The organism is Okeania sp. (assembly GCF_035285525.1).
Lineage (GTDB): Bacteria > Cyanobacteriota > Cyanobacteriia > Cyanobacteriales > Microcoleaceae > Trichodesmium.
The window spans coordinates 21,340-28,889 of record NZ_JAYKGW010000110.1 but is presented as its reverse complement, the minus strand read 5'-3'; the positions used below and the strand labels follow the sequence as shown (position 1 = coordinate 28,889).

The 7,550-nt window shown below is 33.9% G+C and carries 6 protein-coding genes; 3 read left to right on the top strand and 3 right to left on the bottom strand.

Translation table 11 applies throughout. The annotated features are described in order from the left end of the window. Positions 1–347: 347 nt before the first annotated feature. Together VKJ25_RS10570 and VKJ25_RS10565 are read left to right on the top strand one after the other, a co-directional pair. Complete coding sequence (locus tag VKJ25_RS10570) at positions 348–890, top strand: TRAP transporter small permease subunit (protein WP_324236595.1); 543 nt, start codon at positions 348–350, stop codon at positions 888–890. 111 nt (positions 891–1,001) lie between these two features. After that, positions 1,002–2,345: a TRAP transporter large permease gene (locus VKJ25_RS10565; protein ID WP_324236594.1), complete on the top strand. Its 1,344-nt coding sequence runs from the start codon at positions 1,002–1,004 to the stop codon at positions 2,343–2,345. A 960-nt stretch (positions 2,346–3,305) separates the two neighbouring features. On the opposite strand, the gene VKJ25_RS10560 is transcribed toward VKJ25_RS10565, so the two are convergent. The 3 genes from VKJ25_RS10560 to VKJ25_RS10550 all read right to left on the bottom strand — a co-directional run bounded on the left by VKJ25_RS10560 (position 3,306) and on the right by VKJ25_RS10550 (position 5,586). Beyond that, a complete protein-coding gene (locus tag VKJ25_RS10560; protein WP_324236593.1) occupies positions 3,306–4,028 on the bottom strand; it encodes a GUN4 domain-containing protein in 723 nt (240 codons plus the stop codon). A gap of 297 nt (positions 4,029–4,325) precedes the next feature. After that, positions 4,326–4,871 carry an adenylyltransferase/cytidyltransferase family protein gene (locus VKJ25_RS10555; RefSeq protein WP_324236592.1) on the bottom strand — a complete coding sequence of 182 codons (546 nt, stop codon included), beginning with the start codon at positions 4,869–4,871 and terminating at the stop codon, positions 4,326–4,328. A 4-nt stretch (positions 4,872–4,875) separates the two neighbouring features. Then, the gene (locus tag VKJ25_RS10550; RefSeq protein WP_324236591.1) at positions 4,876–5,586 is read right to left on the bottom strand and encodes a response regulator transcription factor; all 711 of its coding nucleotides are present in this window, start codon (positions 5,584–5,586) and stop codon (positions 4,876–4,878) included. Positions 5,587–6,338: 752 nt separating this feature from the next. Between VKJ25_RS10550 and hpsJ-B the strand changes: the two genes are divergently transcribed. Continuing rightward, positions 6,339–7,172 (top strand): hormogonium polysaccharide biosynthesis protein HpsJ, encoded by an 834-nt coding sequence (gene hpsJ-B, locus VKJ25_RS10545; RefSeq protein WP_324236590.1) that lies wholly within the window; start codon positions 6,339–6,341, stop codon positions 7,170–7,172. Positions 7,173–7,550 lie beyond the last annotated feature (378 nt).

The window sequence follows — 7,550 nt, the reverse complement described above, 5'->3', positions numbered from 1 at the left end:
TGAGATTCGAGGTTTGTTTCGTCTCCCTCACCGGCACATTTACTAATCTAGCAACTCCTTCTTGGAATGTCAACCCCTTTTTTCAAAGTTTTCCGGAAAATTATTTTTTTTAGTTGTAGTGAATTAGCTTAAGTCTTCTATTTATAAGCTTTTCGTGGCTTGAAAATTTTTCAAAAAAATTTGGCAGCAGTAAAATTTTTGCCAAAATCTACCATTTTTTTTATTTTTTTAAATTTGGATTTTTAGATAATTGCGCTACACGGGTTATTCTAATTTAGAGATAAATGTTGATTTAGACTTAACTAAATGTCCATAATCTTAATTTGGAAGCTATAGGAGGGGGACTATTGCAAATACTCCTACGTTTGTCCCGGATAATCGATCGTTTAAATGAGTCAATTGGACGTCTAACTTATGGGTTAGTCATATTAATGGTCCTAGTTGGTCTTTGGAATGTAATTGGACGCTATCTAGGTAGAGCTATTGGCCAAAATTTAACTTCTAATGCTTTTATTGAAATTCAGTGGTATCTCTTTGACCTGGTTTTTCTTTTGGGTGGTGCTTATGCTCTGAAACATAATGAACACGTTCGTGTAGATATTTTTTATACTCGGTGGAGTCCCAAAAGAAAGGCTTTAGCTAATCTAATTGGTACATTATTATTTTTGATTCCCTTCAGTATTATTGTGGTCATAGTTTCTTGGGGTGCTGTTTTAAATTCGTGGGCTATCCTTGAAAATTCTCCCGATCCTGGTGGATTACCCCGTTACCCAATTAAAACAATGATTATAATTAGCTTCGTATTATTATTTTTGCAAGGAATTTCTGAAGCGATTAAGAATTTTGCGGTCTTTACAAGTAAATCTAAATTATCTCTCGATAAGGACTAACCACAAATCTAATCAGATTTTTTCAAAAAAACATTATTAATACGTCGGGAGCCAAAGTTACTCCTGAATTATAATTGTTCGGTTTTTAAGTATATTTTTTTTAAGAGTCTGATGAGTCTGAGTTTTGAATCTGAATTTTTAGGGCCATTAATGTTTGCCGGAGCATTGGTGTTACTTTCTCTAGGTTATCCTGTAGCTTTTTCTTTAGGTGGAGTAGCAATAATCTTTGGTGCAATAGGTATTGGTTTAGGAGTTTTTGACCCTATATTTCTGACGGCAATGCCCCAAAGAATTTTTGGCATTATGGCCAACTATACTTTATTAGCCATACCCTACTTTATTTTTATGGGGGCAATGTTGGAAAAATCTGGCATTGCGGAACAACTCCTAGAAACGATGGGAATATTGTTTGGGCGAGTTAGAGGTGGTTTGGCTCTGGCGGTTGTGATTGTGGGCGCTCTTTTGGCTGCTACTACTGGGGTGGTTGCTGCTACGGTGGTGGCCATGGGGTTAATTTCTTTGCCTATTATGTTGCGCTATGGATATAATAAAGAGTTGGCTACAGGTGTAATTGTCGCATCGGGGACTTTGGGTCAGATTATTCCTCCTAGTGTAGTTTTGGTTGTATTGGCAGACCAACTGGGAATTTCTGTTGGAGATTTGTTTATTGGTTCTGTTTTGCCTGGTTTAATAATGGCAGGAACTTTTGCTCTTCATGTTTTGATTGTTTCTTTTATAAGACCAGATTTAGCTCCTGCTTTACCACCAGAGATAAGAAAAATTGGAGGAAAAAATCTACTGCTAAGGGTGCTAACAGTAATGATTCCACCATTAGTTTTGATTTTATTGGTTTTGGGTAGTATATTTTTTGGTATTGCGACACCAACTGAAGCAGGTGCTGTAGGGTGTGTGGGGGCGATCGCTCTAGCTGTGGGTAATGCTAAGTTTAGTTGGACTGCTTTAAGAAATGTATGTGATGTGACTCTCCGCACAACGACTATGGTAATGTTTATACTTTTGGGGTCAACTGCTTTTAGTTTGGTTTTTCGGGGAGTGGAAGGCGATCGCTTTATGTTTGATTTACTTGCTAATCTTCCTGGGGGTACAACTGGTTTTTTAGTTGTCAGTATGGCGATTGTTTTTTTTCTTGGTTTTTTTATTGACTTTTTTGAGATTGCTTTTATTGTTGTACCTTTATTTGTTCCTGTTGCTCAAAAGCTTGGTATTGACTTGGTCTGGTATGGTGTAATTTTGGGCGCTAATCTTCAAGCATCTTTTTTAACGCCTCCCTTTGGTTTTGCCCTTTTTTATTTGCGGGGTGTAGCTCCATCGGAAGTTACTACTGGTCAAATATACCGAGGAGCTATTCAGTTCATCCTACTTCAGTTATTAGTTTTGGTCTTGATTATTATTTTTCCTGAGATTGTTAATTTCTTGCCTTCATTGAGTGGATAAAGGCTTCATGGTACTATGTGCAGATAATAAGGTCAAAAGTAGTCTTTAAATATGAGGTTTAAGTGCTTAACAGCTTACTTTTTTCAGATTTAAACTAAAGTTTTTCAAACCTTATATCCTAAAAATATGGGAACTTTTTTACAGCAAAAGAAGGCTAAAACCTTGATACCTAGATTCCCCACGTCAAAATTTACTATCAGACTAGGAGTTAGGTGTCAAGAGTTTTGTCAAATTTTACAGCGGATTCGATCTTAGTATGGTATAGCTATGACAGCTTAGAAGGCTTTGTTACAAAGTTTTTATCATTAATATTTATACAACATAAACTTGAGAATCCCCTGTATCTGAAGTAGAGACATGGATAATGGATAGATTTTAACTAGAGGTAATTATCCATTATCCATTAATGAGATACTCCCTTTTCCCTAAAAGGGATAAATTTTTGGCTTTCTTCAAAATTTATAGATTCTATTATTCAAAGATTTATTGAACCAAATAAACAATTTTTATATCATCAAAAATAATGGACGTAGACGAAAGAAAAAGTATTCAAGAAATGTAATTAAATAATTGGATACAGCATATTTCATATCTTTCAGGTAGAATTTTGACAGCCTAGAAGGCTGTGTTACTAGAGTTTTAAGGTTAATATTTCTACTTCTTAATGTTTAAAATTTGCTATAACTATTAGCTGCTATCAAACCTACATAAGAAGAAGGAAGAAGCTTTAAGAAAAGAAAAAAACCTTATAGAAGGTAGACATTTCTCCAGTTTTTACACGCTCCGATACCAACCGACATGATATTAAATAATTGGATACAGCATATTTCATATCTTTCAGGTAGAATTTTGACAGCCTAGAAGGCTGTGTTACTAGAGTTTTAAGGTTAATATTTCTACTTCTTATGTTTAATCCTGTAACTACTACTATAAAATCTACATAAGATTTTTCAGAATACCTTATTTAGACCAAGCTGGATGAGATAATATAGAAGTAAACATTCGGACTCCACGAAGTAAATTGGCAAGAGGTAGATGACCTTTTGGAGCAGTTAAATTCCAAGTAAAATCATTAGGATATCTACTCCAACTATTGCCATTTTTCCAGCCAATTTTTGGTAGTAACTTATCCCAATTTTTACCTACTGCTAACCACATTTCTCTTTGTACAGAATAACCAAATTTTCCTTCTGAATATACTAACCATAAAGTATTAATAGTTTGCATATCTGGAATGGGAATATTATCTACTTCTGAAAAATAAAGCCACTTTCTTTTTCTGGATCCTTCTCCTGCTAACTCACACAATTTTTGCATGGTTAATTTGTCAGCTTCTAAAAAATCTTGATGAGCTAATTTGATTTGTAAATGATTATAATCAATATTATATTCTGACTTGATTGGTACAACTCCTAGAGGAAAATTTTTCTGTATAAATTCATCAATTTTAGATGACTTAACTTGAAGCAAAACTTGATATATTTTTCCCTGAACTATAGTAGGTGAATCTGATTTTTTATTTTGCAAAAATTCCATGAGAATTTCTAAGCCTTCATCTCCTGTTTCTGCTAAATTAGGAATTACCTGTAACTGTTTTTTTTCAGAACCAGATTCTAATTGAGATTGAAGCTCGTCTATATTCAATGAAGGGTTTTTTGTAGAATTAATTTGTGGTTCTGTCATTTCAGTTATCAGTTATCAGTTATCAGTTATCAGTTATCAGTTATCAGTTATCAGTTATCAGTATCTCCTGCTGTTTACACAGCATCACCTGGGAAAGGATTAGTCTTGAAATACTGAATCGGATATTTTTTTCATCCCCTTTGAAAAAGGAAAATATTGACCTGATTTTTACACAAAATTATTGTAGTTTTCAACACTTGAACTTAATAGATAGATAAAGAATTATCAAGAAGTAATTTAAGTAGGAGTAGGTGTTGAACTTGCAACCTGTAAAAATCATAATTCCATTCATAATTATCACTCAGAATCTTGGAGTCTAGCTGACTCTTTGTTCAATGATGGATGGTTTAAAATACTATTAATAATTGTAGTAGTAGAAGCCGGAACTTCTATTTGAACTAAAGATATTTTACCACCATAACTTTTAACCTTTGGAGCTTCAGGTAATGTTTCAATAGAATAATCACCACCCTTAACATAAATATCAGGTTTAAGTCGTTCTATTATCTTAATAGCAGTAGTTTCATTAAAAATCACCACTCCATCAACTGGCTTGACAGCAGCTAAAACTTCAGCCCGTTGAATTTCTGGTATAATTGGTCGTTGAGGATACCCCTCTTTTTGGGGCTTAATGCTTTGAACTGACCAATCACTATTTAATCCTACTATAAGCGATCGCCCTAGAGACTTAGCTGCCCATAAATAACGGATATGACCAGCATGAAGTAAGTCAAAGCAGCCATTTGTAAAGACTAAAGGTCGCCAGGAAGTAGGTTGAGAATTAATTAGCCGTTCTAATTCAGTTAAATTATAGAGACCAGAAATTAATTTTTGGGAGTCCACTTTATTATATTTGCTTTGGTGCTTCATCTTGACTCACATTTACTTCAGTAGGTGGTTTATATCCACGTTCAAAAGCATAACGAACTAACTGGGAGCGATTTTCTAATTTTAACTTTCTCATTATTTTACTCAAATGAGTTTGTACAGTTCTCGGACTAATAAATAAGCGATCGCTAATCTGCTTATTTGTCAACCCTTGAGTAACCTCCCAAAAAACTCTTGCTTCTGCTGGTGTTAGAGGTAGTGGTTCTCGTGATACTTCTGGTTGTTTTTGTGTGGTAGACTCTTCAATCAGTCGCTTCATTTCTAAATAAATTCTATTAAAACGAGTTAACTGAGCCTCAATTTTTGCGACTAACTCTCGCATTTCAAAAGGTTTATTAATATAATCATCTGCTCCTATAGATAAACCAACAATTCTATCTTCTAATTCTCCTTTACTAGACAAAAATATAAAAGGTATTAACTGACCTAAATTACTAGATCGTAAACGTTGACAAAACTCTAGACCATCCATTTCTGGCATCATTATATCCGAAACAATTAAATCATGATTCTCTTTTTCTAGTATTGATAATGCATCAATAGCAGAATTTGCATCTGTTACTTTATATCCTTGAAATTCCAGGTGTCGCCTTAGTACAGTTCTCAAGCTATCTTCATCATCAACTATTAATATTTTTTTCTTTTTGTCATTTTCCAAATTTTCTTTCACTGTTAATTTAATCCTCCTAGTTTTTGCCTTATTAGGTTAGATAATATGTAAGTATTCAACATTCAGCTATTTATTTTAGTTTAGAAAAAATCTTTATTACTTGAGGTAAATTAAATCTTACTATCAAAACCTACTTTAAAGCTTATATTAATTTAAAGCCATTTTCATACCTTAGGTAAGTAAGCATTCAGCCGTCAGCTAGCCTCTTTCAGAGAAGCTTCGCTAATAGCTATTATATATTGCTTTTAGTGAGCATTCAAAGCTTTGTTAATTTAGCTATAAAAATCTGGCTACAAGATTCAGTTTCAAAGTATATTTTCATTTAAATATTGTCCTCAAGCATATATTCTTATTGCTGATAGCTGATAGATAATAGCTGAATGCTTAGTTAGATAGAGTTTGCTGTTTGTGAATAATTTCCAAAGGAAATGCTTAGAATAATATTTTTCATATTGATTGAAATCTAATCTAAATTAATCTTTTATAAAAAGTATTATACTTGTTTGTGACTTTAAGTAGAAGTATAACATTTGATAAAATAAAATTATGTTGGAAAAATTTCCAGACTAGAACTGAAATTTTAGGTAAAAAAAAATTATGAGCTATAGTTAAGCTCTGCCCTGCTTGTAAAAGCAGACTACTATGATTTGAGATAGGAAAAATAAATTTCCATCATCAAAAATAGAGCCAATCCTTAATACTTAAGACTCATTATGTCCAGTCAACTATAACTGATAACTGAACAAAATCCCATGAAAGCAACAAATATTCGTCAATATTCCTCCCTAGCTGCTAGGAGTCTAATAATAGTAGGAGTAGTTATGATTTTATCCTCCATACTTGATTTTGTAGTCCTGTCATATCCTCTTAATATAGGTAACAGAGAATGGCAAATTAATATAGCAAGCCAAATAGTTGACCGAGGAATTATTCCTATGGTAGGAATGGCCTTATTGTTTACAGGTTATTGGGTAAGAAGCAGTTCTGGCCTTCAAGATACTTCAACACCCTCGATTCTAGATTTGAGGTTTTGGGCGCTTTTACTAGCTAGCTTATTAGGATTGGTGTATATACTAATATTTCCTGTACACTTAAATAACACAAGTCAAGCTAGGGCTGAGGCCATTGAACGTATCAATCAGCAGGCAAGCCAAGCAGAAACACAATTAGAAGCTCGTGTTGGTAGTGATGAGTTTAGAAGTCAAATACAGCAAAGACAAAGTCAATTGAGAGGTCAATTTAACAGTTTACTACAAGATGAAACTAGGTTAAATGAAGCATTAGAAAATCAACAATTACCTAGCCAAGTAAAAACTCTATTGGAAGAATCAAAAGATAATCCTCAAGCTATTGATGAATTTCTAAATCGTCAAGCAGAACAATTACCAGATCAGCTTTTAACTAGAATTCGTAGTCGTAAGCAAGAACTAGAAGAACAAGCTAATACAAATTCTTTTAAATCTAGTCTGAGAACAGGTTTGAGCAGTCTACTTTTAGCATTAGGCTATATGATGATTGGTTGGACAGGGTTAAAAAATATGGGAGTTGTTAAAAGTAAAGGGCGTCGTCCAAATCCTGTTAAATAGAAGTAATATCTCAGGGGGTTGGGAGTCGGGAGTCGGGAGTCGGGAGTCGGGAGTCGGGGAGTCGGGGAGTAATTTTTTGCTCAACTATGTATGGTATGCGCCTAAAATGCTAACTTGAGGAGCATACATACATATTTGATCTGAAAACCAGGTACTTTTTCCTTGCCTAAAAAGGCTAAAACCTTTATTCGTCAAAGTTTTCATGGTTTTTCAGTAAGCCCTAAATAGGGCTGGCTGATTAAATATCAAAGTCTTTATAGATAAAGGTTTTGGCTTTTTCAGGTACTAAGAAAACCAGCTTTTAGGTGGTAATGGTACGGTTCCCGAAAAATCAAAAATGAGCGCATTTTGGGCAAGATGGGGGAAGAAAATCAAGGG